At 55.6% G+C, this 24668-nt stretch carries 27 protein-coding genes and 3 pseudogenes; 18 read left to right on the top strand and 12 right to left on the bottom strand.

Annotation, left to right across the window (positions count from 1 at the left end):
- The first annotated feature begins 1283 nt into the window (after nt 1-1283).
- Nucleotides 1284-1526 carry an SHOCT domain-containing protein gene (locus tag DMP03_RS14615; protein WP_225870788.1) on the top strand — a complete coding sequence of 81 codons (243 nt, stop codon included), beginning with the start codon at nt 1284-1286 and terminating at the stop codon, nt 1524-1526.
- A 107-nt stretch (nt 1527-1633) separates the two neighbouring features.
- On the opposite strand, the gene DMP03_RS10180 is transcribed toward DMP03_RS14615, so the two are convergent.
- The gene (locus DMP03_RS10180) at nt 1634-2503 is read right to left on the bottom strand and encodes a universal stress protein (protein ID WP_152120570.1); all 870 of its coding nucleotides are present in this window, start codon (nt 2501-2503) and stop codon (nt 1634-1636) included.
- A gap of 319 nt (nt 2504-2822) precedes the next feature.
- Nucleotides 2823-3110, bottom strand: coding sequence for an amphi-Trp domain-containing protein (locus tag DMP03_RS10175; RefSeq protein ID WP_152120569.1), 288 nt, complete (start codon nt 3108-3110; stop codon nt 2823-2825).
- A 220-nt stretch (nt 3111-3330) separates the two neighbouring features.
- Here DMP03_RS10175 and DMP03_RS10170 point away from each other — a divergent pair, with 220 nt between their 5' ends.
- Nucleotides 3331-4713, top strand: a complete 1383-nt coding sequence (locus DMP03_RS10170; RefSeq protein ID WP_152120568.1) for an ATP-binding protein — start codon at nt 3331-3333, stop codon at nt 4711-4713.
- Between the two features lie 116 nt (nt 4714-4829).
- Here the strand turns inward: DMP03_RS10170 and DMP03_RS14950 are convergent, their stop codons facing one another.
- On the bottom strand, nt 4830-5180 hold the full coding sequence (locus tag DMP03_RS14950) for an ion channel (protein WP_225871863.1): 351 nt from the start codon (nt 5178-5180) through the stop codon (nt 4830-4832).
- Nucleotides 5181-5709: 529 nt separating this feature from the next.
- On the opposite strand from DMP03_RS14950, the gene DMP03_RS10160 reads away from it, so the two are divergent.
- Entirely contained in the window at nt 5710-5853 is a 144-nt protein-coding gene (locus DMP03_RS10160; protein ID WP_152120567.1) for a rubrerythrin-like domain-containing protein, read from the top strand.
- Nucleotides 5854-6273: 420 nt separating this feature from the next.
- Nucleotides 6274-7311, top strand: a complete 1038-nt coding sequence (locus tag DMP03_RS10155) for an AI-2E family transporter (RefSeq protein ID WP_172967125.1) — start codon at nt 6274-6276, stop codon at nt 7309-7311.
- A 178-nt stretch (nt 7312-7489) separates the two neighbouring features.
- Here DMP03_RS10155 and DMP03_RS10150 read toward each other — a convergent pair.
- Nucleotides 7490-9271, bottom strand: a pseudogene (locus DMP03_RS10150) (helicase-related protein); the annotation flags it as partial.
- A gap of 956 nt (nt 9272-10227) precedes the next feature.
- Between DMP03_RS10150 and DMP03_RS10140 the strand changes: the two are divergent.
- Nucleotides 10228-10443: pseudogene (locus tag DMP03_RS10140) on the top strand (RNA-guided endonuclease TnpB family protein); the annotation flags it as partial.
- 17 nt (nt 10444-10460) lie between these two features.
- Here DMP03_RS10140 and DMP03_RS10135 read toward each other — a convergent pair.
- Nucleotides 10461-10685, bottom strand: a complete 225-nt coding sequence (locus DMP03_RS10135) for a YgaP family membrane protein (RefSeq protein ID WP_152120566.1) — start codon at nt 10683-10685, stop codon at nt 10461-10463.
- A 272-nt stretch (nt 10686-10957) separates the two neighbouring features.
- Between DMP03_RS10135 and DMP03_RS10130 the strand changes: the two are divergent.
- Together DMP03_RS10130 and DMP03_RS10125 are read left to right on the top strand one after the other, a co-directional pair.
- A pseudogene (locus tag DMP03_RS10130) lies at nt 10958-11332 on the top strand (cbb3-type cytochrome c oxidase subunit I); the annotation flags it as partial.
- Nucleotides 11333-11383: 51 nt separating this feature from the next.
- The gene (locus tag DMP03_RS10125) at nt 11384-11944 is read left to right on the top strand and encodes a class I SAM-dependent methyltransferase (RefSeq protein WP_152120565.1); all 561 of its coding nucleotides are present in this window, start codon (nt 11384-11386) and stop codon (nt 11942-11944) included.
- Nucleotides 11945-11965: 21 nt separating this feature from the next.
- On the opposite strand, the gene DMP03_RS10120 is transcribed toward DMP03_RS10125, so the two are convergent.
- On the bottom strand, nt 11966-12406 hold the full coding sequence (locus DMP03_RS10120; protein ID WP_152120564.1) for a DUF302 domain-containing protein: 441 nt from the start codon (nt 12404-12406) through the stop codon (nt 11966-11968).
- Nucleotides 12407-12498: 92 nt separating this feature from the next.
- Here DMP03_RS10120 and DMP03_RS14945 point away from each other — a divergent pair, with 92 nt between their 5' ends.
- The 3 genes from DMP03_RS14945 to DMP03_RS10105 all read left to right on the top strand — a co-directional run bounded on the left by DMP03_RS14945 (nt 12499) and on the right by DMP03_RS10105 (nt 14607).
- On the top strand, nt 12499-12957 hold the full coding sequence (locus DMP03_RS14945) for a helix-turn-helix domain-containing protein (RefSeq protein WP_152120563.1): 459 nt from the start codon (nt 12499-12501) through the stop codon (nt 12955-12957).
- Nucleotides 12958-13135: 178 nt separating this feature from the next.
- A complete protein-coding gene (locus tag DMP03_RS10110) occupies nt 13136-13474 on the top strand; it encodes a thioredoxin family protein (protein WP_152120562.1) in 339 nt (112 codons plus the stop codon).
- A 14-nt stretch (nt 13475-13488) separates the two neighbouring features.
- On the top strand, nt 13489-14607 hold the full coding sequence (locus DMP03_RS10105; RefSeq protein ID WP_152120561.1) for an aminotransferase class V-fold PLP-dependent enzyme: 1119 nt from the start codon (nt 13489-13491) through the stop codon (nt 14605-14607).
- 369 nt (nt 14608-14976) lie between these two features.
- Here DMP03_RS10105 and DMP03_RS10100 read toward each other — a convergent pair whose 3' ends face one another.
- Together DMP03_RS10100 and DMP03_RS10095 are read right to left on the bottom strand one after the other, a co-directional pair.
- A complete protein-coding gene (locus DMP03_RS10100) occupies nt 14977-15549 on the bottom strand; it encodes a DsrE/DsrF/DrsH-like family protein (RefSeq protein ID WP_152120560.1) in 573 nt (190 codons plus the stop codon).
- Between the two features lie 2 nt (nt 15550-15551).
- On the bottom strand, nt 15552-15797 hold the full coding sequence (locus DMP03_RS10095; RefSeq protein ID WP_152120559.1) for a sulfurtransferase TusA family protein: 246 nt from the start codon (nt 15795-15797) through the stop codon (nt 15552-15554).
- Nucleotides 15798-16047: 250 nt separating this feature from the next.
- Between DMP03_RS10095 and DMP03_RS10090 the strand changes: the two genes are divergently transcribed.
- From DMP03_RS10090 to trxA, 8 genes are all read left to right on the top strand, one after another.
- Complete coding sequence (locus tag DMP03_RS10090) at nt 16048-17241, top strand: MBL fold metallo-hydrolase (protein ID WP_152120558.1); 1194 nt, start codon at nt 16048-16050, stop codon at nt 17239-17241.
- An 8-nt stretch (nt 17242-17249) separates the two neighbouring features.
- On the top strand, nt 17250-17807 hold the full coding sequence (locus DMP03_RS10085; RefSeq protein ID WP_152120557.1) for a YeeE/YedE family protein: 558 nt from the start codon (nt 17250-17252) through the stop codon (nt 17805-17807).
- Nucleotides 17804-18262 (top strand): YeeE/YedE family protein, encoded by a 459-nt coding sequence (locus DMP03_RS10080; protein ID WP_152120556.1) that lies wholly within the window; start codon nt 17804-17806, stop codon nt 18260-18262. Before DMP03_RS10085 ends, DMP03_RS10080 begins: the two co-directional genes overlap by 4 nt.
- A gap of 11 nt (nt 18263-18273) precedes the next feature.
- The gene (locus DMP03_RS10075; RefSeq protein WP_152120555.1) at nt 18274-19449 is read left to right on the top strand and encodes an inorganic phosphate transporter; all 1176 of its coding nucleotides are present in this window, start codon (nt 18274-18276) and stop codon (nt 19447-19449) included.
- 745 nt (nt 19450-20194) lie between these two features.
- A complete protein-coding gene (locus DMP03_RS14985) occupies nt 20195-20347 on the top strand; it encodes a DUF7512 family protein (RefSeq protein WP_182024751.1) in 153 nt (50 codons plus the stop codon).
- Nucleotides 20344-21375: a sulfite exporter TauE/SafE family protein gene (locus DMP03_RS10065; RefSeq protein WP_152120553.1), complete on the top strand. Its 1032-nt coding sequence runs from the start codon at nt 20344-20346 to the stop codon at nt 21373-21375. The genes DMP03_RS14985 and DMP03_RS10065 overlap by 4 nt, the downstream gene beginning before the upstream one ends.
- A gap of 106 nt (nt 21376-21481) precedes the next feature.
- A complete protein-coding gene (locus DMP03_RS10060) occupies nt 21482-21886 on the top strand; it encodes a helix-turn-helix domain-containing protein (RefSeq protein ID WP_152120552.1) in 405 nt (134 codons plus the stop codon).
- A 145-nt stretch (nt 21887-22031) separates the two neighbouring features.
- Nucleotides 22032-22391 (top strand): thioredoxin, encoded by a 360-nt coding sequence (gene trxA, locus DMP03_RS10055; RefSeq protein ID WP_152120551.1) that lies wholly within the window; start codon nt 22032-22034, stop codon nt 22389-22391.
- 211 nt (nt 22392-22602) lie between these two features.
- Here trxA and DMP03_RS10045 read toward each other — a convergent pair whose 3' ends face one another.
- The 4 genes from DMP03_RS10045 to DMP03_RS10030 are packed head-to-tail and all read right to left on the bottom strand — an operon-like array spanning nt 22603 to nt 24668.
- On the bottom strand, nt 22603-23295 hold the full coding sequence (locus DMP03_RS10045; protein ID WP_152120550.1) for a DUF2270 domain-containing protein: 693 nt from the start codon (nt 23293-23295) through the stop codon (nt 22603-22605).
- Entirely contained in the window at nt 23292-23708 is a 417-nt protein-coding gene (locus tag DMP03_RS10040; RefSeq protein WP_152120549.1) for a helix-turn-helix domain-containing protein, read from the bottom strand. Before DMP03_RS10040 ends, DMP03_RS10045 begins: the two co-directional genes overlap by 4 nt.
- 46 nt (nt 23709-23754) lie before the next feature.
- The gene (locus DMP03_RS10035) at nt 23755-24216 is read right to left on the bottom strand and encodes a DUF6691 family protein (protein WP_197739321.1); all 462 of its coding nucleotides are present in this window, start codon (nt 24214-24216) and stop codon (nt 23755-23757) included.
- Nucleotides 24213-24668, bottom strand: coding sequence for a YeeE/YedE family protein (locus DMP03_RS10030; protein WP_172967119.1), 456 nt, complete (start codon nt 24666-24668; stop codon nt 24213-24215). The genes DMP03_RS10035 and DMP03_RS10030 overlap by 4 nt, the downstream gene beginning before the upstream one ends.

Raw genomic sequence — 24668 nt, 5'->3', positions numbered from 1 at the left:
ACGTCCGACGTGCTGAACAGATGTTTTAAGCAAGCAGTCACGGTACTACCAGTCAACCGAGGCGGCCTGCCCGCCCTGCTAATCGGACAGTATCGGGATTCCCCCGGTTCCACACAGAAAGCACCCCTTTCTGCCGTCAGACCGAGGGTTGCGGCCAAGAAGTATCTCTGAATCCCATGCCGGGATAGGAGTACCGGCTGGTTGGCACAGCCAGTAGTTGTCTTTTGGGGCGACTACAAAGCGTAAACATCCCAACCCAGCGGTGCGGTGCCGTGGGAATCCCCGTGAAGTCGCCGTTCCCTAGTCTGTTGAACAAGGCCGTCCCACTCCCAAGCATCTCTGTCAGGTTGAGCTCGCTAAACGCACCGATGAGTGGTGTCATTTCCAGGTGCGTGTGTGCGTTGACCAACCCCGGCATCACTAGTTTCCCGTTCCCGTCGATAATGGTGGACGCATCTATCTCGGAATCTCCCCCACGTGAGGTTCGTACATCTTCGATACAGCCGTCGGTAACGAGTACCGTTCCGCGCTTATACAGCCGGTTCCGTTCGTCGACTATGAGAACGAGCGCATCGTGGATCAGCAAATCGACACCCATTGGTGAATCAGAAAGTGGATGTTCCAGCGATCAGACCGAGTAGACGAGCAGGCTGGTGAATATTATTCTTACGAGTAGTGGTATTCCTCATCGTTGGAATATCTCTGATCTGTACTGATTCCATTAGCCTACGATACGTCAGCATGATTTAATCCGATTCTCCTTGCGAATTCGAAGTCGGATATTACGGCTCCTGAGGGGGTTTGCGGGGGTTATTTTTCACTCTAGCAAATAGTGTATGATCAAAGAATTACGATTCCACAGAATTGTCGTCCTCAAAGAGACCATATTCTAAACACAACCGCAATAGATGATCCCTCCGATCATACACGTATGCAGGTAGCGTTACTTGACGGCGTTCTCGAATCCCTCCGCATCGGTGTCGGGTTCCTCTGGACGGCAGCGTGGGCCATCATCATGGGACTCACAATCACGAGTTTTCGAATATACGTTCGAAACGCCAGGGACGTATGATTACTACTGCATCCCGCACAAGTCGATTGGGATGGTCGGACGGACCGTGGTTGGCAGTCCTGGCGGACCGGCAGAGGAGGGTTCAATCCCGGATGGAGAGGTCCCATCGAGTGAGGCGATTGTTGACCAGGGTACAGTCGCCTACGGCTCAAGCAGCGATGGAAGCGGGGATACTGGTGGTGGAATGATGGGACGAGGTGGTTCTGGAATGATGAGTGGCCGCAACGGAGGTGGAGTTGGAGGGCTACAAGCTGTTGGTGGCGTACTCGGAATGCTGGGCGTTCTCGGTGGCGGGCTCTACTGGCTTGGGAAGCAAAAATCTCCTCAATCGACTACCGACGACTCAGCCAGAAAAACGCTCCAGAACCGCTATGCCAGGGACGAAATTGACGAGGAGGAGTATAGGCGTCGCCGTGAGCGATTAGATGCTACTGATGAGGACTTCTCCAACTGATTGCCACCGTGAGAGGGTGAACTCACCGGGGTCAAGTGATTCCAGCTAAACTTACCACCAAGATTTTTTAGATAGTGTATCTAGACAGCCTTCTCAGCTGAGACATTTTATGACTGCTCGTGGGCGGTGATGACCGGAACAGGTGCTGATCGGACCGTCTTTTCAGCGACACTCCCAAGGAGAATTCGATCGACGCCACGGCGGCCACTAGACCCCATCACGACGGCGTTGATATCACTCGTTTCAACATACTCGCTGATTACCTCCGCAGGTGGCCCATGTTCAACGTCCGTTTGGACGTGCGCCAGATCGTAATCATCAGCTTCCGTGACCACGCGTTCAACAGCCTCAGTTGCCTGGCGTTCAAGCTCGTCCGCAGAGAATGCAGAGCGAACGCCAGGACCCAGCGACGTATCATCCACGACAGAAAGGACGTGGACAGTGGCGTCAAGCGTCGCCGCGAGCGCCAAGCCATGCCTGACGGCAGCGGTCGAAGCTGGACTCCCATCGGTCGGGATAAGAATAGTCTCGTATGGGAACGTCAACTGCTCATCGGATTGCATACGAGCGGTCAGAACGGGGACGTCGGACAAGCGTACCACTTTCTCCGTGACACTCCCGAGGAGATAGCGTGAGATGCCGGTCCGTCCGTGGGTGGGCAAGACGATCAGGTCGTAGTCGTATCGCTCGGCGTAGTCGGCGATTGTCGGCGCTGGGTTACCCTGAACGACATCGGTACCATGCTCAACACCTAAGCTCTCGAGCGTCTCCGCGACGTCCGCGACAATCGTCTGTCCGTCCTGTTCCAGTGCGTCAACGACGGTTCCGTCGACAACAGTAACGCTGTCCTGAGTCGTATCGGCGACGAACAGCACCTGAATCGTCGCCCCAGTCCGCTGCGCGAGCTTGGCCGCGTGATGGACGATTTTGGTTGCGTGTTCGCTGCCGTCAACGGGGAGCAGAATCGAATCGTACATGTCACTACCGATTAGTACGGCGAACAGTCACAAAGCCGTTGCCACCATATGTACTCCGGTGGGCTACAGACGACACCTGCGTTCGGCGACAGAGCGGCGAGTATCGTACTACTGTGAGTTCAAGCGGGGTCGCAGATGATGGACCTGGGTCGTAGCTGTAGACGAATTGTCGGAGGTGCGAGGAGAGAGCCTCGCTCTTCAGGGCGGGGAGGATATCAACGATCGACTCTTGCCCTATCCATCGATGACGGTGTCGATATCGTGTTGCAGCGTGCGCGAAATTCGCGTAATGACTCGCATGTAGATCTCTGCGGGGTGACTACTCGATTTCTAACTGACCACTGTTGCTGCCCTCCCCACCGTCGTTCTCGTCCCATTCGAGTTCGAACTCGATACTGCGTTCAGTCATGTTGCCAGCCGGACCTTCGCGTTCAGCTTTGACCTCGAAGGTCGGTCGGACAGGGGGATTCAGTGTTACAGACTCGGACCCTGCTTTCAGGTTGATGGGGTCTCCGCTTTCGAGGTTGTCCGCGACTTTCCGGAAGTACGATGCGATCTCTTCTCGACTCTGGTTGCTCTCTGATTTGAACAGGACTTCTTCAGGCATACACGAGAACGTACACAGCCTGCACTGATAAATGCGCTCGCTGTACTGAACGCAGACAGCCCCATACCGGTCATGTTCTAAGGGTTTCAACAGAGCCGGCTGTTTCTCAACCCATCCGGGTATATCAGGAGAAGGAATTGGCAAATAGCCAATCCTGAGTTAGCCTATTTTGAAATAGGCTATTCGGAAGTATTATTCTCCAAGGGGAAAGAGTAGAGACATGGAACGCTTCGTGGATCGGGAGCAAGAACTCTCACGGCTGCGTGGATGTTACGAATCCAACGACGCCGAGATGGCCGTTATTTTCGGTCGGCGACGACTCGGGAAGACACAGCTCGTCCAGCACTCGCTTTCCGACCGGGACGACGCCGTCGTCTACCAAGCCACGGAGACCACTTCACAGATACAACTTGACGAGTTCGTCAATGTTGCGGCCGACACGTTTCCTGGGATTACGGATATTAAACAGAACTGGGAGTCCCTCTTGGGGTATCTCGGCGACCACGATGGGATTGTGGTCCTTGACGAATTCCCCTACCTCATCGATGCTGAGGAAAGCCTCCCGTCGGTTATTCAGCGGCTGTGGGACCGACGCTTCCAGAACACCTCGGGTACGCTCATTCTGGTTGGATCCTCGATTAGCATGATGGAAGAAGCGACTCTGCTTGGAAACAGCCCGTTGTACGGGCGATTTACCGAGAAACTTGACCTCCGACCACTCGATTTCGCAGCCGCACAGGCGTTCCTTCCGGACGACTACTCGCCTGAAGAGCAGATTTTCACGTGGGGCATTTTCGGCGGTGTCCCGTACTATCTTGACGGTGTCAATCTTGATCAGGATCTCGGAGCTGTTCTCACTGAGGAAGTACTCTCTCAGAAGGGGTATCTCCACAATGAACCAGAGTACGTCCTCCGAACTGAACTCACAGACCCGAATCGGTACTTTGCGATCCTTACCACGATCGCTGCAGGGAAGACGACATCGAACGAGATTGCGCAAGCAGTGGGGATTGATGGAAAGCAGATTTCGACGTACACCCAGAAGTTAGAACGCCTCCGGCTCATCGAGCGTGAGGTTCCACTAACCGAAGAGAAAGCGGAATCACGCCGCGGACGCTATCGAATCCTTGATCCCCTGTTTCGCTTCTGGTTCCGCTTCGTCTACGGCAACGAAGACCGATACGAACGTTTGGGTGAAGACGCCTACGAGGCGGTTATCGAACCAGAACTCCCTGACTTCGTGAGCCAAGAATTCGAGAAGCTCTGTCAGGATGTGCTGCCGAATCTGTTTCCCGAGGAGACGTTCCTCGATATCGGCCGCTGGTGGTACAAAGAGCATGAGGTTGACGTCGTCGGATTTACCACAGATAGAACCATGGTCGCGGGGGAATGTAAGTTCACGAACGCACCCCTTGACTACAGTGCGCTCACCTCACTCGAAGACCATTCTGCGGAAATCCGCTGGACTCCAGATACTGGCGACACCAATATGGAATACGCATTGTTCACGCGTAGCGGCGTTACACAATCCGTACAAGAAGCGGTCTCCGAACGCGATGACGTACACGTGTTCGACCTACGCGACATCACACAACACGGCTGAGCGCGCCATTCACCAACAAGAAACGTTCTGGCTCTGTTGAAGTCTCATTCATCCGCCAGGACTCACCGTGAGACAAGCGTACCAGCGCAGATGACGCTCACGCTCGCAACAGAGTATCACCTCGCAGCGCGGCGACCGAAGACGAAGACAAGTAGCGCAACCAAGATCGCTCCGAAGGTGGTATTGAGCGTCGCAATTACTTGTCCCCATCCGAGCGGTTCGTACCCCCCCATCCCCAGCGTCGTGAATGTGAGTGTGCTGAAATAGAGTGATTCGAGGAAGAGAGACGGGTCTTGGGCGATCTGAGTATACGTGATTGGCACGCCATCAGCCGGTCGCAACCACTCGTTCAGCGGGTAAATGAGTGCAACGGCAAGGATAAATCCAAGACTCAGCGCGATAATCCGCCACGGGCTCTCTCCATAGAGGAGTGTCAGTCGGGCTGTTTTCGCACGAGCATACCGCATCCCAGCGATCGTTCGAATCTCAAGTGAGGCGAGTTTCGATAGAAGTGGCGATTGTGTGTTTTCGTCGTCGCGTGGCAGTCCTTCGAATAGCGCTATTTTATACGCGTTTGTCTGAATATCCTGTCTCCGGACAAAACATCGTGATTGTAACCGAGTCCGGGCTGCGGTGCTCGCCAGTTCCTCAAGCGTCTGACACACAGGTTTAGCTTTATTCACCAGCGTGTCATAGAATACGTCTCACGCCCTCTACCTGATGATTATACAGCCCGAAATTTACGATTAAGACCGTTGTCTCGCTATTCAACGATTTTATTCAAACTAAAAAGTATGAATCATACGTGTTGAGAACTATTGTATGACAGGCTCGGTGTGTGGTTGCAAGATGGCAAAGGAAGTTCCTGTGGGCGAGTTGGTGGGCAGCCACTGTGTCGGCATCCGTCCAGCGTGGCAAAGAATGGGTAAGAGTCGAGCAAAAAGCCTCGCGATTTTGACCCCGTAGCTTATATGTCTCCATATATAATAATTGATAATGGTAGAATCTGATCCTGACCCCGCCGAGTCGACGTTGTATGTGTGTCAAGAGTGTGGAGCTGGTGTTGAAAGCCCGGAACCTGAAGATGAGTGCCCTGACTGTGGTGGGCCAATGCGAAACACAACTGTCGCTCACGACTAACCCACGGGAAGCCTCAAGGCTTGACTCCAAGGAGGTTCACGGGGAGTTTTTTTTGCCGGCCCGTACGCCGGTGCATCGCCAAGCCCCTCGAGCCGCGCCTGTCGGTGATGATGCCGAACATCACACACGTGTGCAAATTCACAGTGAGAACAGCCAGCCGTCTCCTCGTCAAGCAGCGTCGGATGGAACACGCCGTCATCGAGTGCCGCCCGCACACGTTCTGAACATCGGAACGCTGGGCGAAGAAGGGATAATCGCCCGCGGAGTCTACTCACCTCAAGAGGCCTCTGGCGAGATGTACCGCTGGTTCGGGCGTTCGATTGCTCTGCAAAATTAGAACCATCATCCCCGACCCTCGTGTTTCTGAAGTCTCACCACCACGCCTGTGGAATTATATAAGAGGCTGCTGAATCTCTGGATATGGGAGGCCGACCCGACCCGCCTGCGTGGGTCCGCAGGCAACCCGGACTGACGGTACTCACGCTATTGAGCGGTGTCCTCGCGCTTATGATTTTTCTGCCGTATCTCCAGTTCGTCTTACTCGGTGGAGTTCTGGCATATGTTCTGTTTCCCCTCCAGCAACAGGCCGAGCGGTACGCTAGACCTACAGTTGCGGCGTTCGCAGTCGTCGTGGCTACGCTTCTTGTTATACTTATTCCACTTCTCTACCTCCTCACGGTTGCCGTCCAACAGTCACTCAGTGTTGTGAGCGCAATCAGGAGCGGACAACTTGATATCGCATCGATTGAAGAATTACTCGAAGGTTCGAGGTACTCTCTCAATCTCGTTGGTGCGTATGAGTCGAATCAGGAACGGATCGCGGCGGGGATTCAAGAGATCACCTCAGAGGCGATCGGGTTTGTCGGCGGTGTGCCAGGGTTGCTTATCGGACTGAGTATCACATTGTTCGTTCTCTTCGCCTTGTTGCGCGATGGGGAAGATCTGATAGAGTGGGTCCAGTGGGTCATACCGATCAACGAGGAGATTTTACAAGAACTCCGCGAAGGACTGGATGAACTTATGTGGGCCTCGGTCGTGGGAAATGTTCTTGTAGCAGCTATTCAGGCGGGACTGCTCGGCATCGGACTAGCACTCGCTGGCCTCCCGCTCGTGATTTTTCTCACTGTCGCCACGTTCGTACTGACACTGCTCCCGCTTGTCGGAGCGTTCGGAGTCTGGCTTCCGGCCGCAGTGTATCTCCTCGGAGTTGGGCGGCCGGTCGCCAGCGCGGCGATAGTGGCGTATGGTCTACTCGTCACTGTCTCAGATACGTACCTCCGGCCAGCGCTGATCGGTCGGAGCGGCGCACTCAATTCCACTGTGGTTGTTGTTGGTATCTTCGGTGGAATCGCCGTATTCGGGGCTGTCGGTCTGTTTATCGGCCCCGTTGTTATCGGCGGTGCAAAGCTCGTGTTTGATTGCTTTGCGCGGGAGCATACTGGAGAGTTGACCACTTGACATCCTCTCCGCCCTGAAGGGCGAAGATTCCCACGGCACCGCACCGCTGGGTTGGGATATTTATGCTTTGTAGCGGCCTCGAAAGACGGCTACTGGCTGTGCCAACCAGCCGTTACTCCTATGCCGACATGGGATTCAGAGATACGTTTACTGCCTGCATCCCGAAATCCACAACAGACTAGAGGGGTAGCGTGAGGGAGTAGTTCTCGACCTCGGGCGCAAGGGAGATGATCTGCTCTCGACGCCGGAGTTCTTCGCGACGCGTTTCGATTCTATGCTCAAGCTGTTCGAGACGCTCCTGTTGGCCCCGGATCGCGATGTCCATATCCGAGCCGGCGTCGGCTTTGCGCTCGTACTCCTCGATGAAGGACTCAATCCGTTCTCGTTCAGCCTGTGCGTATTCCTCGAGATTCTCCAGCTCCCGAGCGGTCTCCTCGTAACGCTTCTCCTGAAGATGGTTCTTGATCTCGTTAACTCGCACGCTCACATACCGATCGGCAGCCGCCCGTAAGCCGGATTGAGCGTCGAGAACCGTCCGAAGGTCGTCGATGTCGGGCTTTGCTGCTACGGAGTCGCCCTCGACGACACGCTCACCAAGCGCCTGCTGAGCGTCCTCCTGCGCAGCATCCACGAAGACGGGGATGGTCTCCTCTCGAATCACATCGCCAGTGCCGTCCTCGAACGCCACGCGATAGTTGTAGGTGATCCCCGGCGTGTCGACGAACGGAAGCAGTTTGAGTCCGACCTCTCCACGCTCGTCCTCCAACACGCGTGCCATAAGTCGTTGCAAAACGTCCGTATCGGGAGCGAGGTAGGTGATGTCCTCGTGATCCATCGCGAAGTCGCGATCAAACGTGAACGGGCCGAACGTCGCGTCTTGGCCGGGCGAATTGATCCCATCAGGCAACTCGGCTTGATAGAGGTTGGTGCCGCGGTTCTCGAATTCGCCTCCGAAGGCTTCGACTGCTCGTTCGAAGAACCCGCGAATGTCGCCCTCGCTTCCGTAGACGTCCTCTGACTCGTCGACGACCTCCTGAATCTGCCGGCGGCTCTCCGCGTCGAACGTACTCGTATCGACGAGGCTCCGCTCGTACCACTCCTCAAGCGTTCGCTGACGCTCCTCGATCATCTCCTCGAGTTCCTCTTTGGTCGCACTCGGCGGTTCGTCGTTCTCGATGGACTCCATGATGAGTGAGTCCACGTCGATGTCGTCGAGGATGCCGAGCACGTCCGCCGTGTTTCCGAGCTGGGAACGGATCTCCTCGACCTTGGTTTGAAGCATCTCGAATATCTCGCTCTCGCGGGTGTCGTCGAAGAGGAAGTTCCAGAGCTTGACCTCCTCCTCCTGTCCGTAGCGATGGATGCGTCCGATCCGCTGTTCGAGCCGGTTCGGATTCCACGGGAGTTCGTAGTTGGCCATGGTGTGGCAGCTGTGCTGGAGGTCGATCCCCTCACTCGCTGCATCGGTCGCGAACAGGAGTCGCGATTGACCACGATTGAACTCGTCTTCGATCCGCGTCCGTTCATCCTTGTCCACGTCGCCGTGAATCACGAGAATCTCGTCGGTCCACGGCTCATCCTGTACGTACTCGAGGAGGTAGTCGAGTGTGTCTCGGTACTCCGTGAACAACAGGAGCTTCTCGTCCGGTTGCTCCTCAAGTAGTTGGGAGATGAAGCGCCTGACCTTTTGAGCCTTGGAGTCGACCGGCAAATCCTCCGCCAGCGAGACGAGGTCGCGGAGCGTATCGATCTCCTCTTGGAGCTGTTCGTCGGTACTGGTGACGGTCAGGCCAGCGATCTCGTCTTCCGCGTGTTGCTTGTCGTCCTCATCTAGATCCTCGCCATCGAGGTAGGCTCATGCTTCGTCGGAGAGGCCCTCAGTTTCCGCCTCTTCGTCGAGGAGGTCGTCCAGCCGTCGACGGAGCGTCGCGTGAATCGCGCCGACGCTGCTCACCTTCCGTACCCACACCGACGGGATGCGGGCGCCGACTATGCGATGGCAACTGTCGCAGTACTCACCAAGACTGCGTTTATTACAGTGACACAACTCGTCGGTATCTCGACGATTATACCCTCGGGGTACGAGGCGTACGATGGACCGCTGCTCGGGCAGGTGATCGGAATGGCCGGGACGGTTCCTGAGGGATTCCTCGCTGGATTCGTCGTCTGGCGAGTCCCGCGACTTCGCGTGTGGCGCGGCGTTCCAGCCGGGCTCACGGCGATGGTCTTGATGTACCCCGCGAGCGCCCTACTCGACGTGGTGGTCGTATTGCCGCTTCAACAGTTGGCTGTCGGGTCCGCCGGGCCGCTGTCGGAGTTGCTCTGGCTGCCAATAGTGGCACCGATTTGGGTAGCGATTTCGGGTATACTGCGTTCACGACGACGTTCTGGCTCAGCTTGCTGGTTGAGGCGCTCAGGGGATACATCCACGAGTACGGTCGAACGGAGTCCACCGCGATCACAATAGCCCAACAGCTGGACGTTCAGGTAGTAGATTGACTCTTGACCTCGGGAGAACCCTGTGTCTATCATAGATTCTGGACCAACTGCTCAGTAGACTTGCCTATCGATCAGTAGTCGCTACCCCCCACGAGACTCTATCCCACAGCCGCTCGTACCCATGTAGGTCCCTGTCTTGATGACGTTTGAAACAAGGCCGATACTGAGGGCATCACCGGTATTCCAGTAAAGAAGAACGCGACAGAGATAGTGATGACCACCATGAGTGTCCGATATAGGAGCGTCTTGATGAGCGCCCGTGACATCCGCTGATGAGGTGACTGTGCCCCTATGTTTTGAATCCCCTGCTTCAGTCTCTTGTACAGACTCATCTAAGCCAAGTGGACCCACGAACAGAAATAGACGTTGTGCCTGCAAACCTCACTACTGGTATGTTCATTCCATATATCTAATACTCATTCGAGGCATGGCTGCGGGTTTGAGGCGGACAGGGACGCAAACGCGGTGTGGAACATCCGTTCTCGCGGCCTCAACGATGTAGGGGTGGGACATTCCGAATCAACGCCTGTGGGGACTGCACTCCCTGTGGACACCTCCGTGTCTGCAAAGCGCGTCGTGGAATCAGGAAGCCCTACCCTCAAGGAGCGAACCGCGTCAGCGGTGAGTGAGTAGGGTAGTTCACTGACGGTCTATCGTGCGTCTCTCGGACAAGTGCTGACACCAAGTACTGAGTAAACACCACAGGACTTGGTCGCTGCTGTAAACAGTGCGACGAGTGCGACAACGCCAAGCACTGGAGCAGCAATCATCGGGAGTCCTACCTGTCCAGCGAGGACAGCTAAAGAGAGACCACCTGCAAATGCTCCGAGGGCAGTACGTACGCTCTGATCTACTGAGCCGACGTTTGTTTCCATACACTATGCCACGAGGTCTGGCATCTTAAATTGTTCTGTTGGTTTGCAAACTTTCAACAATATTCAAGACGTACAGAACACACAAAAGGCCACTAAGCGACTTTCCCTCTAGGTACTGTTGTTCAAATACCGCACGATTACAACGGCTAGATTCACAGAAAGATGTAGACTTGTTCTACACCAACCGTGGGAATATCCCTACCCCTGTATGAACGAAATCCATGGCAGGCGAACAATTGGCTGGGACAGTACTGATGGGAGTCGCCCTTGTTGTGGTGGTGGCGTACCTGTTCTGGTTTTGGGGACACCCCGAGGTGTACATCCTTATTCTCCCAGCGATGGGGCTTGTCTCATGGATTATTCCGAAGTTCCCGGGGAGAGAGCTCTTCGGATATAAATTCGTTATTTATTCGACACTGGCAATCGGTGTACTCTCCTTCGGCGTGTGGGCCCACCACATGTTCTCCTCCGGCGTTGACCCCCGCATTCGGGCGAGTTTCATGGCGATTACCCTCGCGATTGCGATACCAACAGCCGTCAAGCTATTCAATTGGATTGCAACGATGTGGAATGGAAAGATTAGGCTGACTGCACCGATGTTGTTCTCAATCGGATTCGTAGCAAATCTGGTTATTGGCGGTATTACGTGGTGAAGGCTGGCTCGTCAAGTATATCACGACACGCCCATTATTGTGCACGTGGGACATCATACATTTGATGCAGATGGAGCAGCGGAGCTTGAGGATGCATCGAAACGGTATCGACGTATTTCAGAAGAGGAACTGTTGTGGGCGCTTGAGCCGTCATCAGAGACGACAGTCGCGGATCTAGGAAGTGGGACTGGGTTCTTCACCGATGTGATTGCGCCAGTGTCTGGCCATGTCTATGCCGTCGATATCCAGGAGGAGATGCATGAATTCTATCGAGAGAAGGGAGTCCCCGAGAATGTTGACCTCGTCCGCTCTGGGATTGAGGAGTTGCCATTCGAGACTGATGAGCTGAATGCGGCGTTGTCAACGATGACGTACCATGAGTTTGCGAGTGAAGCCGCTCTGGAAGAGCTAAGACGTGTGCTCGTATTGGACGGAAAGCTGGTTATATTCGACTGGGCAGCTGACGGACCAGGAAATGCCGGACCACCAGTTGATGAGCGATATAATATCGACGAGACAACTACGAAACTCAACGCCGCGGGATTCGACGTTTCTTTCCAGGCGATGCGTTCAGATACATTTCTTGTGATAGCCTCACCAGACTGAGACGACAGCGGTTCTCCCGTGTTACAGATTTTCGAATGCTTCGTCGACGAGCTCACCCGTGTCGGCGATGATATCTGCCATCTCTTCATTATCCGGCGCCATCCCAATTAGCCGGGCAATACGCATAATCGAGGTGTGGTATACGATCTGTGTACCCGGGTCTTCTTCCCATATGACGACGTTACAAGCCATGAGCGCTCCGAGTTTGTTATCAGTGGCTTCGAGCGCGCGGTCGGCAACTGATGGATTACAGGCACCAAGTACGTAGTACGGATCGCGGCCCGCGTCGATCTTCTCGTTGAGCATCTCAGAGGGTGAAAATTCGACCGGGACACCGAACCCGGTATCTGTAAATACACGACGGACGTGCTCAATCGCGTCTTCATGGCTCATGTTGAGTGTAGCACGGGCCTCGCCGATATCTTCTGGATCAATGTTTTCGGGGTTAATCGGAACTGACATCTATGTAGTATAGTGGATGTACAATACAAATCTCTTTCGAGAGAATTCGCCTCTAAGACGTATATCGGCCGTTTCAAAATATATTGGAGATCATGACTGCCACAGTATTGCGATTTTACAGAATAACCTTCATTGCCGTTGGCCCAATATATCCGTTAATGACCATCACATCAGTCAGTGAAGGACTAAGCACCGAATTACACACTCCCGAGTTACTAGATTGTATCTACGGCCTCAACGACCGAGACAAAGCCGTATTTCAATTAATACACCAAGCATCAGAACCGAACACCACCGAGGATATATCGACCCAACTTGGATGTAACCGGTCAACGGCACACAGATCTCTGTCGCGGCTCGTAGAGCGAGATATCGTGGTTCAACAGAGGGTGAAAGACAACAACGGCTATCATTATGAGTACGAACTCCGAGAGCCAGCCGAGATTGCACAGGATATGCAGACGCTGTTGAACGACTGGTATTCCGTCACAAGACAACTACTTCACCGATGTGAATACCCGACTGACGAAGATTCGATTCCTCAAGATTAGCCTTCTCACGCTTGTCGCTGTTCTGTAATTGACTATTCAGACTGGTATGGGACGATAGGGGCCCCAGGCAAACTGGTGGCAGTTCTACGTCTCCTTTGTCCGGGCGAGCTCCTTCATGGTTCACTGTATTGTATAATATACACAAGACTATTAACTGAGCGGTGCGTATGTGCTACTGATGGAAGCACAGTCAACCGGAGCAAGTACTGTTCGCTCACTTGAAAGCGGTGAGTTAACCACTATTGTCGGTGAGGAAGATGTCGCCCTCGTCGAGTTCTACACCGAATGGTGCGGGTCGTGTACACAGATGGAGCCAGTCCTTGCGGACCTATCACGCGAAACTGATGCGGCAGTCGTGAAAGTGGATATCGAAACGAATCTCGAGACCGCGATTGAGTTTGGTGCCCAAAGTACACCCACGTTCGTCCTGTTCGTCTCAGGGAACCCGGTGAAGCGACTTCGTGGTAGCCAACGCAAGGAGTCGCTCACGGACCTGATTAAACAGTATACTGCATAAGCAGACTCCCAACCATGGACCCAGAAGAACTCCGTGCGGATATTCCTGCGCTGCAGAAAGATACGTACCTGAACTTCGGCGCACATGGGCCGAGTCCACAGTATGTTGTCGATGCAGCCAATGAGTTCATACAAACGCACGAATACGACACGAACAGTCGGAGAGATCCATACGAGATTGCGTTTGAGACGTATGATCAAGTGCGCGAGCGAACTGCCGCGTTCATCGGTGCCCAACAGAGTGAGGTTGCGCTGACCGAGAGTACCTCTGCTGGAATCAACGCAATCGCAAACGCGATCGACTGGGAGCCGGGAGACACGGTCGTCCGGACTGATCTTGAACACCCAGCGGTGACCCTTCCATGGCAGCGGTTAGCTCAACAGGGTGTCGATGTCGAAGTAATCGAAACCGACCACGGACGGCTTGATGCCGATACGTTCACCGATGCAGTCAGTAATGCAAAGTTAGTCTGTTTTAGTGCAGTCACCTGGACTCATGGGACTCAATTACCGGTCACAGAACTCGTCGAGATTGCCCATGATGCTGGCACATTCGTCCTCGTTGATGCTGTACAAGTGCCAGGGCAGCTTCCGATGGATGTCAACGAATGGGGGGCTGATGCAGTCGCAGCTGCCGGTCACAAATGGCTCCTAGGGCTGTGGGGTGGTGGGGTACTGTATGTCGACCACCAAGCTGCAGAAAAACTGAAACCCTCAAGTATCGGTTACCGGGGCGTTGAAACACCAAGTTCAGACCCGTATGAATTCTCTCCGGGCGCTCGTCGGTTCGAAGTCGGGTCAGCCAATCCGGCTTCACATGTTGCGCTGGCCGAAGCAATTGATGTAATTGATGAGGTCGGCGTCCACCGCATTGCAGACCGGATTCAGCTGCTGTCCAAGCAGTTGGTTGATGGAGTGCCTGACGAACAGCTCCACAGCCCGACCGACCCAGAGTCTGGACTTGTGACAATCGAAGTTGAGGCCCCAGAACGGACAGTAAATCGGCTCAGTTCGAGGGGTATTGTTGTTCGGTCGTTACCCTCACCGAACGCAATCCGTGCATCAGTCCATGCGGTGAATACGTCTACCGAGATTGCGGATTTGATACACGAACTGGAGACGGAGTGGGACTGAGGATGTCCGTGTACCCGCGTTGAGATATTCTCGCTCTTTCTTGAACACAGGTATACACTTTCATATAGGATAGACACACTGGCAAAATGGTTAACTCCGGTAAATGTGAGCGAACAGGTGCAGACGCAGTTCGGGTAACGTCAGAGGAAGGTTGTGACACCGCACCGAGATGGCACTTGGACCATACTCCCCCCTGAGTGCGCTTCGAGACCTACAAATTCTGAAGATACGACCCTGCCGACACCAGTGGCCGATTGGTGACTGAGCCAGATCGGTAAGCAATGCATCCAGCTCTTGATTTGTGAAACCGACAGCATAGACGGTACGGCTCCAGAACGCCAACGATGGGAGAAATCAGAGATCTACTGCTTAGACGAGCAGCTGGATATCTGCATCGGCCATATCTTGGAGTGCGGTTGCTGCACCAACTCCGGTGGTCACACCATCATAGAAGTTCTCCTCATCGTAGTCCATGAGGTCGATGGTCATCTGGCAGGCTTGGAACTCCACACCCATATCGAGGCTCGTCTCGATGAGTTCCTCAATGGTTGCGGTGTCATTGTCGTCGATCTTCCGCTCCATCATTTTGGTGGTGACCCGGTCCATCCCCGGCAGCGCGGCAACCGCGTTCGGAACAGGCATGTTGGGATTCCCGACAGAGCTGAGCTTGAGGTTCTTCGAACGCTCTTCATGGAGGATATCTAGCCCCCAGAAGGTGTGGAAAACCGTCACCTCGTACCCGAAGGCGGCCGCAGTGCTGGCGAGAATGAGCGGGGGATACGCCATATCGAGCGTTCCCTTCGTGGCGATGATGCTCATCTTCTTTTGCCCTTCCTCATCGGTAGCGTCAGCGAGAGCGGTCTCGAGTTCGTCAACACGTGCGGCCAGCTCCGCACGCGATGGCACGTCGCCAGTCGGCGCGTCAGGGGTGTCCGTACTCATTATTACTCGGTCTTGCGCACGTAGTGTTTGTACACGCTGTCTCCTTCTTGCTGTTCGATGAGCTCGACGCCATCGGTACCATCCGCCCAGCCGTCAATATCGCTCATACTCCCCGAATCCGTCGCCAGGACCTCAAGTACCTCTCCCTGAGTGAGACCATCAATCGTTGATTTGGTCTTCACTACTGGCATCGGGCACGATTCACCTTTCACATCAAGCGTCTCCGCAATGTCGAATTCTACACTCATTGGTTATCTGCTCCGTTAGTCTGTATTGGAGCTACCACACAATATTGGCTTTGGGAGTAAAAGCATATCGATTATTGTGCACTACATGGACTTCTGTGCTAACGGAATAAGTAGTCTATACGCCTCATACAACCATCTAAAGCCACTTTATGAATTTGAGCAGTGGGTTGAGCAAGTGTAGTATTGTTTAATAGTTGAATTGCTATGCAAACGCTTTTCTGTATCCCACCGATAGAAATGACCGCACAAGATGAACGCAGACGACTTCCCGACTCCGGATGTCGAGGTCGAATCAGTCGACCCAGAATCGCTCAAAGACCGCATCGACGCCGGCGAGGACATCACGCTCCTCGACGCGCGTATGCAATCGGATTACGATGAGTGGCGGATTAGCGGCGACAACGTCACGTCAATCAACATCCCCTACTTCGAGTTCCTCGAGGACGACATCGACACCGAGGTGCTCGACCAGATACCGGATGACCGCGAGCTGACGGTGCTTTGTGCCAAGGGTGGTGCCAGCGAATACGTCGCGGGCACGCTCGTAGAACTCGGATACGATGTCGATCATCTCGAAGACGGCATGAATGGCTGGGCCAGTATCTACGAGGCCGTCGAGGTCGAACGATACGATGGGGAAGGGACCCTCATCCAGTACCAGCGCCCATCTTCGGGATGTCTCGGATATCTCCTATACGATGACGATGAAGCTGCCATCATCGACCCGTTGCGCGCCTTCACCGATCGCTACCTTGATGACGCTGATGAGCTCAATATCGACCTCAAGTATGCGTTCGACACGCACGTCCACGCTGACCACATCTCGGGTGTGCGCGACATTGACGACGAGGGCGTCGAGGGCGTCATCCCCGAGGCTGCCGTCGACCGCGGCGTCACGTACGCGAACGAACTGACGCAGGCCGTGGACGGCGACACGTTCCAGATTGGCGACGCGGCCATCGAGACGGTCGCCACACCTGGCCACACGACTGGGATGACGTCGTACCTCCTAGATGAGAGCTTGCTCGCGACGGGCGACGGGCTGTTCATCGAGAGCGTCGCCCGCCCTGACCTGGAAGAGGGTGACGACGGGGCGCCTGACGCCGCACGAATGCTCTACGAGTCGCTGCAGGAGCGCGTGCTGTCACTGCCCGACGACACGCTCATCGGTGGCGCACATTTCAGCGACGCCGCCGAGCCGGCCGACGACGGCACGTACACCGCGCCCATCGGCGAACTCGTCGGGGAGATGGATGCGCTCACGATGGACGAAGACGAATTCGTCAACCTCATCCTCTCGGACATGCCGCCGCGGCCGGCCAACTACGAGGACATCATCGCGACAAATCTCGACCAGAATGCTGTCGACGACGAGGAGGCATTCACTCTTGAGCTCGGGCCGAACAACTGCGCAGCCAGCCAGGACTCCCTCGCGGGTGACTAACGACGCCAATGGTCCCTGATCCAGTACTGCTCCAAGCAGCCGCCGACTTCTTCCCAAATGGGATTAGTCGCTACGCCGTCGGCGGCCTTCTCGTTGGACTTGGGACCGTTCTCATCTATGTTGGAACGGGAATTCCAGCCGGAGCGAGTACATTCTTAGAGTCGACGTTATCGTATGTATCCGATCAATCGCGGTTCCAACAGTATGTCGCCTCAAGAGACTGGCGAGTACTCTTCACTGCAGGCATCATCCTTGGAGCGCTCGCGTTTGCCGCGACGTTCCAGTCCGGTCTCATCACAAGCCCGCTGTATGAACCCGGAACGACCGGCCAGCTGTACGAGGTCGCTGGCGTCACACTCTGGACGACTGATATCCAGCCGTGGCGCCTCTTCCTTGGCGGCATCCTCGTGGGTATCGGTACCCGCGTTGGGAAGGGATGTACGTCAGGTCACGGCGTCTGCGGGGTTGGATCGGCATCGAAGACATCGTTAGTGGGTGTATTGACGTTCCTGACGGTAGCTATTGGTACTGCACAGGTCGTTGCAGCCCTAGGGGTGAGCCCATGAGTAACCGACATCCGCTGTTCAAGCCGCTGATTTTTGTTGGCGGCTTAGTGTTCGGATTCGGACTCGGGTTCAGCCATATGGCACGACCAGAGGTCGTGGTGAACTTCCTCCTGTTCGAGGACCTGGGACTCCCATTCGTGATGTTCGGAGCGGCAATCGTCTCCGGCATCGCGTTCGCCCTGCTGCCGCGCATCCGAGAAACCGCACCACTCACCGGAAACCGCTACGAGCGGCGCTTGAAGCCGTTTGACCGTAACGTGCTCATTGGTGGTGCAATCTTCGGCGTCGGGTGGGGACTCTCAGGAATCTGTCCCGGTGCCGCCTATGCTAGTCTCGGTGTTGGAAACATCACCATCCTCTGGGCACTAGCAGGGATGTTCCTCGGCGCGTATGCCCAAGGCTACTGGCGGAGTAGCCGTGCAGAACGGGACTCCACCGCAGTTAACGCGGATTAATTCCCGATCTAATGGATTTCGCTCTTATTTCCCTCTTCGTTGCTGCAGCACTCGCTAGCCTGTTCATGGCTTGGGTCATCGGTGCTGGATCAAGCGGTGCAACCCCGTTTGCACCTGCCGTTGGCGCGAATGCAATCTCAACGATGCGGGCGGCGTTTCTTGTTGGAATCTTCGGCTTTGCCGGAGCCGTTATTCAAGGGGGGAGTATCTCAGAGGCAGTTGGCAGTGGTCTCATCGGTGGAGTCAGTCTCCCCATAGCTGGTGTGATTCTTGTACTGGTGTTGGGAGCTGGACTGATGGCTATCGGAATCCTGACTGGATACCCGATTGCGACAGCATTCACTGTGACGGGCGCAGTGATTGGTGTCGGACTAGCCCTTGGGGGTACCCCCGTGTGGGTAAAGTATCAACAAATTGCTGCCGTCTGGGCTCTTACACCACTTGTCGGCGGAGGAGTCGCATTCGTTATTGCAAGTTTACTTCCCCGCGAAACGGTTCCAGAACGCTATAGCATCCCGATCCTCGTCGCTCTCGTTGGAGCTGTGCTCGTGAATATTCAGTTCAGCTTCCTTGGTGTCGGAGCTACACCGGGGACGATTAGCGGGGTTATACAGCGGAGATTAGCGATGGAGGGGCTTGGGTCAGTCGCTGGAATCACAGCGATTGTCTCACTCGTGATTGCGAGTCTTACCTGGTTAGATATCCGTCACGACAAATCCAGTGGCCTGCGACATGTCTTACTGAGTCTTGGAGCCCTCGTCGCATTCTCTGCCGGTGGCAGTCAGGTCGGGCTTGCTGTTGGGCCGCTGTTACCGTTGCTTGATGAGATTGGAATGGTGTCGACGTCTGTCGTCCTTGTCGGCGGGGGGCTCGGGATGCTTATCGGCTCATGGACGGGGGCACCTCGGATGATTAAATCGCTTGCACAAGATTACTCGTCGCTTGGGCCCCGTCGGTCGATATCTGCACTGGTGCCGTCGTTCCTCATCGCCCAACTTGCAGTCTTGTTGGGTGTCCCGGTATCGTTCAACGAGATCGTCGTCAGTGCCATTATCGGCAGTGGCGCAGCGGTTGGGGGTCGAGCAGCTATAGATGCACGAAAAATCCTCATGACAGTAGGTGCGTGGGCAGGGTCGTTCGCTCTGTCATTCACCCTCGCATATCTCGCTGGAATGGTCCTGCTGTGAACTCATCGCGTGCTCAAACGCAACCCTGTGTTTCACGACCCGAATCAATTCATCTAATTTTGCTCCAAGAAGGACTTGTGTTGAGAGTGTCGAGAGCAGACTGGACCTCTGATTGAATTGCTGCATAAAATCGCTCTCGACCCGCAGGAGTCCGGAGAGACAGAATCGCAGTTTCCGTTGTAACCTCGGAGATTGACAGTTGCCACTGACCATGCTGAGACTCCCATTTACTGAGGGTCGTTGTCGTCTCAGCTTCGACGGTACGCTTCCCTAGCTCCCAACTCTGCCGTGTTAGATTCGACAGCTCAAGAGGCACCACATCAGGAAGTTCCACGCCATCGATGCTGGCTTGTTGATTGTTATGAACTGCCATAACCAAACGCACGGAATTGCGTATGGAAAATGTATCTCTCCCATCGAGACGGGACACACAACGAATGATGTACGCAGGCTTTGACTTCGATAATCCAGCAATATATCATTGATAGGACAATTCATTATCCTCAGTTAATTAGATATTCACCGTTACCATCCTCTGGATTTTACCAGTGATTCCACAGAGGCAGTATCAGAACCCTTGGGGGATACTTTGCCTAAGAGAGTGACTGTGAGTTTGATATAACTTACTGCTTCCCACACCCGATAGTATTGTGTATATCTTCCAAAACTGTTATATCATGCAATCGGTTAGGCAGAGATGAGTAGCAAACCATGAACTACACAATACTACGAACGGTGGTGGCGAATGTTCGGACTTGAAAATGCCAGTGGCATTGACGGCGCTATGCTCGTCGTCGGAGCTGTATTGATAGAGGCAATCGTCCTGTATCTGGGCTATGGCCTACTCGAGCGCGTCTTTGGCAAGGCTATCATCAATGCCGTGAGTCGTCAAGAATGATTGAATTACTCGGAAGCCCGGCATGGCTGCTTGGCCTGTTTGTAGGCTTTGGCGTCCTCATTGGGCTGTTATTCGGCTTCTTCGGCATGGGCGGCTCATTCTTAGTGACTCCTGCGCTGATGGTGATGGGGTATAAGACCGATGTCGCCGTTGCATCCGGACTTGCATTCGTGTTTGCAACGTCTGTCATTGCAACACTCAAACACCGAGATCTCGGGCAGGTGGACTACAAGCTCGGCGTGCTCATGATTGCTGGAACCACTGCCGGTATTGAAGTAGGCAAAATCGGTCTCCATTTCCTCCAAGGGATGGGCCTCGCTGATACTGTTGTGAGCATCATCTACGTCGGGTTATTGGGCGGGATTGGTGCCTTCATCACCTATCAGGCGACCAAGGGGGATGGTAGTGGTGGCATCAGTCACGATGCCGACGCTGAAGCCGACGCAGAGGATATTCCAGATATCGCAAAGAAAATTCAGTCCTATCGAGTCCCCCCGATGATGAATCTTCGGGGCGACATTACCGTTTCTTTATGGATGATTCTCGGTGTTGCATTCGTAACCGGACTCCTTTCCGGATTCCTCGGTGTCGGAGGTGGCTTCATCCGGATGCCAGCCCTCTTTTACCTCATCGGGGTTCCCGTCCCAATTGCAGTCGGTACAGACCTGTTCGAGATTGTTTTCTCAGGCGGTATCGGGAGCTTCCTCTATGCAATGGACGGAGCAGTTAATCTCTCGATTGTTGTGCCGCTACTCGCAGGGAGTGCGCTAGGTGCGCGGCTTGGTGCAGGAGCAACGAGCCTTGTCAACGAAGACGAGATCAAGGTTTACTTTGGAGTGATGTTGCTCTTGGGAGCACTCGCCGTTGCCGTCCGAAAGATTGGGAACGTCATGGATATACCAGTCCTGCAGACCGTCTCGCTGGTTATGATCCTTGGTGCTGCCACACTAGTCGCCGGAGCCGTCGTTGTCAGTTCGATTCAGGCGCTTCGTTCAGAAGAAGCCCCGACGCCTACCGCGGCAGACTAATGATAAACCTCGCGGCAGCTATTTTTCACTGAGGCTTTGTGCGCGAATGTGTGCAGTCTGCGCACAAGTCTTTTATTCGTGTAAGACGTACTGTGCGGTGATACCAATGCCAGATTCAATGTCTGAACAACTCCGTCGAGACATGGAGTGTGAAGGACTCCTCGAGTGTTTCCACGGACTGAAAGAGCTTGATAAAGACTGCTTCCGGGCACTCGTCGGATCCGGCGAAGCACTAACCGTTGATGAAATCGCAGACGCTGTCGAACGGGAGCGTTCGACCGCCTATCGCGCAGTTCAGCGGCTGTTGCAAACGGGCTTCATTCAGAAGGACCAGATCAACTACGACCAAGGCGGATACTATCACGTCTACTCGCCGACGGACCCGTCAGAGATCGCAGACGACATGCAACGACTGCTCAACGACTGGTACGCGAAGATGGGACAGCTTATCCAGGAGTTTGAAACGAAGTATGAGCAGTCTGAAACGGCAGTCCCTGCCGCCGAGAGCTAATCGCTGTCTTTCAAGGCGCGCGGGCTCTTGCATCTCACTCTCGATTCAGAGATACCCGAGGAATCTGACTGACTCGGTTGAATGTGGGTAGTATTGTGTACTCTACACACAAGTCTTAATTTAGACCAGTGCATACTAACCAGTGATGGCGACAGAAACAAGTGCAGAGACAGGCGCATCGGCCGCGAATGAACCACTCCACATTAGTGGCAAGTCCGAACTTGACGAGGTTATCGCGGAACATGAAGTAGTCCTTACTGACTTCTACGCTGACTGGTGTGGGCCGTGTCAGATGCTCGAGCCGATTGTCAAGAAGTTAGCCGCCGACACGGGTGCTACCGTCGCGAAAGTTGATGTCGATGCAAACCAGCAGCTCGCTGCTGCTTACGGCGTTCGAGGGGTTCCCACCCTTGTCCTGTTTGCCGACGGTGAGCAGGTCGAGGAAATTGTCGGTCTCCAAGGCGAAGACCAACTCCGAACACTTATCGAAACCTACACCGATTGACATCCTCCCCGTCCTGAAGGGCGAGGATTCCCACGTTGGGATATTGTGGTTCACGACGTGACCTGTTCTTGAGGCGCGAATGCGCCAGTTTCGCGGTCCATGACCGCCGTCCCGAACTCGCTCTCACAGAATCGAATGAAGCTCTCGACATCACTCATATTGTGCTCGTGTTTTTGTCTTGATGTGTGATTTTTCGCCAGCTAGCGTCGGCTCACTCGTGGGGACTGCGGAGATTCTCTCGCCGGAGCTCGTCGCGTGCGCGCCATGTCCGCGGTCGGAGCGCAACGGCGAGTCCACAGGCGAACGCAGCGGCGACAGCCACGGTGACGACGGCACCAGACACCATACCGATAGCCGCGCTTTCCGGCCACGGCAGTGAGCTGAATGCGGTCACGCGAACGACCCACGCGCCGTTGAGGATGGCGAACAGCGGGAGATAAACCCGACGGAGACGGTGAGCGATGGCCTCTTCGGCCGATATCTTCAGCGTCGGCTGATGGTAGTCTTCAGCGAGTCGCTCCCGCCAGCCGTCGGTCGGCTCCCGCATCGGGTCCAAGCCGAGCGCCCAGACGTTTCGCTGGAGCGTTCGGACTCGCGAGCGCCACATGTCGTACGCGCGGTACCGGCGGGCCTCGATGACCAGAAACAGCCCGACGGCGAGGTTTCCGATGAGCAGCACGTAGTGCGGGTTCGACTCGTTGGTGAACGCCCACGTCAGAATCGCGGCCAACAGCAGAACGGTCCAGTTCGTCGTTCGGTCGAGCCGTTCACGCCACAGCTTCATGCGGTGGACTTCGCCGCGATAGAGGTGGGCCATCGCGCCCGAGGGACCCATCTCTTCCTCGAGCAGACCGCGACCGACACCGGGGTCGGGTGAGTCGGTTGGGTCGGTCGGGTCGCTCATTCTGGATCCGGGGGCGTCGGCTCCGTCGGCTCGGTCGCCTGCGTCTCGTACTTGTCGCGGAACTCGGCGATGAGCTGTCCCACCGTAGCGTACCAGTCGTTGAGCAGCCGCTGCATGTCGTCTGCAATCTCGTCCGGAGCGACGGGCGAGAACACGTCGTAGTAGCTGCCCGACTCGAAGCTCTCTCGGTTCTTCTCGACGATACCGGCATCGAGCAGCCGCTGGAGCGACCGGTAGGCGGTCGTCCGCTCGCGGTCGATCTCTTCCGCGAGTTCATCGACCGTGAGCGGGTCGTCGGACTCGACGAGCAGCCGGAAGACGCGCCGGTCCAAGTCGTTCAGCCCGTGGAAGCAGTCGAGCAGCGACTCACACTCTAGGTCCTGTTCCAGCATCGCGGCCATCGAGTCCGGCATTATCTGACCCCTCCGAGAGCGACGGCGAAAACGCTTGTGTGCGGCGTCATGCACCCACCTCCGTCGCGTCCGCTGCCCGCACGGCGTCGCGGAGCCACCCCTGCAGGTACGCGCCGGCGAACATCCCGGCGATGGCCCACAGAATCGGGAGATTGCCGACGCCGAGGCTCGCGTAGGCCGCGCCAGGACAGATACCCGACAGTCCCCAGCCGATCCCGAAGACACCGCCGCCGAGCAGGACGTTCGAATCGAACTCCTTCAGCCGACGGCCGTAAGGACGACCGGTGAGCGGGGCCGTTCCTCCGGATTTGACCGCGAGTGTCACGGTCGCGGCCGTCACGGTCGCCGCACCGCCCATAACGAGCAGGAGCCCGAAGTCCTCGAACTGGAGGAAATCGAGCACGACCTCCGGGCGGGCCATCCTGCTGACGGCAAGCCCGACACCGAAAACGAGCCCGCCGACGAACACCGCCGGCAGAAACAGCGGGTGCTGGTCGTGGTCGCTCACGGCGACACCCCCAGTGCTGCTACCAGTTGTGCGGTCCCGATTGCGACGGCGACGAACGTGGCGACGCCGACGAGCGAGGTGCGCGACCCGGAACCGATACCGCAGACCCCGTGTCCCGAGGTACACCCCTTCCCGAGCCGGGTGCCGACGCCGACGAGAAGCCCACCAGCGGCGAGTCGCCACGGCTGCACGTCCGTCGTCCACGGCCCGTCACCGAAGGTGAAGGCGTAGGCGGCCGCGCCGAGCACGATGGCGACGGAGAAGACGACACGCCAGTCCCGGGAGCCGCGATACTTTTGAAATCGCGGTCGGTCGGAGGCGTACGAGAGCGTGGATTCGAGGAACGTGCTCGCGCCGGCTGGGATGGCCGTCGTCAGGTAGATAATCGCCGTCCCGAGACCGATGAGGACGCCGCCGACCAGATACGGGAGCCAGCCGTTCGGAAACAGCAT

This window comes from Halosegnis rubeus (assembly GCF_009184545.1).
GTDB lineage: Archaea > Halobacteriota > Halobacteria > Halobacteriales > Haloarculaceae > Halosegnis > Halosegnis rubeus.
The sequence above is the reverse complement of the archived record's forward strand: the minus strand, read 5'-3'. Positions and strand labels throughout refer to the sequence as shown.